2 rRNA genes (1 of these 2 cut by a window edge) are annotated in these 2,936 nt (G+C 54.7%); both read right to left on the bottom strand.

The features are described from left to right. Positions 1-37: 37 nt before the first annotated feature. Positions 38-152: ribosomal RNA gene (rrf, locus tag IQ458_RS19305) — 5S ribosomal RNA — on the bottom strand. Positions 153-274: 122 nt separating this feature from the next. Further along, a 23S ribosomal RNA gene (locus IQ458_RS19300) occupies positions 275-2,936 on the bottom strand; it runs 217 nt beyond the window's last position.

Genomic DNA, 2,936 nt, shown 5'->3' with positions numbered 1-2,936 from the left:
ACCCCCAGCCAATTGGCTGGGGGTTTTGGGGTAAAGCCCCTGGCGATGACCTACTCTTGCATGGCTTAAGCCACACTACCATCGGCGCAGCTGCGTTTCACTTCCGTGTTCGGGATGGGAACGGGTGGGACCACAGCGCTAATTTCACCAGGGAGACGGTTGGAGCGTCGCCATCCGAAGGGATGAGGCGCCTGTCTCACATAGGGTCTTGTGACGTAGCGGGCATTGGATTCTCATCGACGCTGCCGTCGAGTCCAAGGCCACTTGAGGTTATATGGTCAAGCCGCACGGATCATTAGTATCAGTTAGCTCAACGCCTTGCAGCGCTTACACACCTGACCTATCAACCACGTAGTCTACATGGTTCCTTCAGGGGGCTTGTGCCCCGGGAAGTCTCATCTTGAGGCGCGCTTCCCGCTTAGATGCTTTCAGCGGTTATCGCTTCCGAACATAGCTACCCGGCAATGCCACTGGCGTGACAACCGGAACACCAGAGGTTCGTCCACTCCGGTCCTCTCGTACTAGGAGCAGCCCCTCTCAAACTTCCAACGCCCATGGCAGATAGGGACCGAACTGTCTCACGACGTTCTGAACCCAGCTCGCGTACCACTTTAAATGGCGAACAGCCATACCCTTGGGACCGACTACAGCCCCAGGATGTGATGAGCCGACATCGAGGTGCCAAACACCGCCGTCGATATGAACTCTTGGGCGGTATCAGCCTGTTATCCCCGGAGTACCTTTTATCCGTTGAGCGATGGCCCTTCCATACAGAACCACCGGATCACTAAGTCCTACTTTCGTACCTGCTTGAGCCGTCGCTCTTGCAGTCAAGCACGCTTATGCCTTTGCACACAGTGCGCGATGTCCGACCGCGCTGAGCGTACCTTCGAGCTCCTCCGTTACTCTTTGGGAGGAGACCGCCCCAGTCAAACTACCCACCATACATGGTCCCCGACCCGGATTACGGGCCTAGGTTAGAACGTCAAGCACATCAGGGTGGTATTTCAAGGTTGGCTCCACCACAGCTAGCGCCATGGTTTCATAGCCTCCCACCTATCCTACACAGACGAACTCAACGTTCAATGTAAAGCTATAGTAAAGGTTCACGGGGTCTTTCCGTCTTGCCACGGGAACGCTGCATCTTCACAGCGATTTCAATTTCACTGAGTCTCGGGTGGAGACAGCGCCGCTGTCGTTACGCCATTCGTGCAGGTCGGAACTTACCCGACAAGGAATTTCGCTACCTTAGGACCGTTATAGTTACGGCCGCCGTTTACTGGGGCTTCGATCAAGAGCTTCGCCTTGCGGCTGACCCCATCAATTAACCTTCCAGCACCGGGCAGGCGTCACACCCTATACGTCCACTTTCGTGTTTGCAGAGTGCTGTGTTTTTGATAAACAGTCGCAGCGGCCTGGTTTCTGAGGCCCTCTTCAGCTCAGCTGCGCATGCAGCCACCAAAAAGGGCGCACCTTCTCCCGAAGTTACGGTGCCATGTTGCCTAGTTCCTTCACCCGAGTTCTCTCAAGCGCCTGAGAATTCTCATCCTACCCACCTGTGTCGGTTTACGGTACGGTCTTCGTGAGCTGAAGCTTAGGAGCTTTTCCTGGAAGCGTGGTATCAGTGACTTCGCTCTAAAGAGCTCGTCTCGGTGCTCGGTGTTAAAGGAACCCGGATTTGCCAAAGTTCCACACCTACCGCCTTTCCCCGGGACAACCAACGCCCGGTACACCTAACCTTCTCCGTCCCTCCATCGCACTCACGCGAGGTGCAGGAATATTAACCTGCTTCCCATCGACTACGGCTTTCGCCCTCGCCTTAGGGACCGACTAACCCTGCGTCGATTAACGTTGCGCAAGGAAACCTTGGGCTTTCGGCGTGCGGGCTTTTCACCCGCATTATCGTTACTCATGTCAGCATTCGCACTTCCGATACCTCCAGCAGCCTTCTCAAGCCACCTTCGCAGGCTTACGGAACGCTCCTCTACCGCGCACACATAAGTGTGCACCCCAAGCTTCGGTTTAGTGCTTAGCCCCGTTAAATCTTCCGCGCAGACCGACTCGACCAGTGAGCTATTACGCTTTCTTTAAAGGGTGGCTGCTTCTAAGCCAACCTCCTGGCTGTCTGTGCCTTTCCACATCGTTTTCCACTTAGCACTAAATTTGGGACCTTAGCTGTGGGTCTGGGTTGTTTCCCTTTTCACGACGGACGTTAGCACCCGCCGTGTGTCTCCCATACAGTCCGTCTTGGTATTCGGAGTTTGCCATGGTTTGCTAAGACGCGATGTCCCGCTAGCCATAACAGTGCTCTACCCCCAAGAGGATACATATGAGGCGCTACCTAAATAGCTTTCGAGGAGAACCAGCTATCTCCGGGTTCGATTAGCTTTTCACTCCTAATCACACCTCATCCCCTACCTTTGCAACGGGAGTGGGTTCGGGCCTCCAGTACCTGTTACGGCACCTTCACCCTGGGCATGACTAGATCACCCGGTTTCGGGTCTACTGCCCGCGACTATGCGCCCTTATCAGACTCGGTTTCCCTTCGCCTCCCCTATACGGTTAAGCTTGCCACGAACAGTAAGTCGCTGACCCATTATACAAAAGGTACGCAGTCACCCTTGCGGGCTCCTACTGCTTGTACGCACACGGTTTCAGGGTCTATTTCACTCCCCTCTCCGGGGTTCTTTTCGCCTTTCCCTCACGGTACTGGTTCACTATCGGTCGGTCAGGAGTATTTAGCCTTGGAGGATGGTCCCCCCATGTTCAGACAGGGTTTCTCGTGCCCCGCCTTACTCGTCTTCACTGAAAAGGCCTTTTCGAATACCGGGCTATCACCGTCTATGGCCAGTCTTTCCAGACTGTTCTTCTAAAACCTTTCCAGCTTAAGGGCTGGTCCCCGTTCGCTCGTCACTACTCAGGGAATCTCGGTTGAT

Origin of the sequence: Pseudoxanthomonas beigongshangi (genome assembly GCF_016820515.1) — a bacterium.
Lineage (GTDB): Bacteria > Pseudomonadota > Gammaproteobacteria > Xanthomonadales > Xanthomonadaceae > Pseudoxanthomonas_A > Pseudoxanthomonas_A beigongshangi.
The sequence above is the reverse complement of the archived record's forward strand: the minus strand, read 5'-3'. Positions and strand labels throughout refer to the sequence as shown.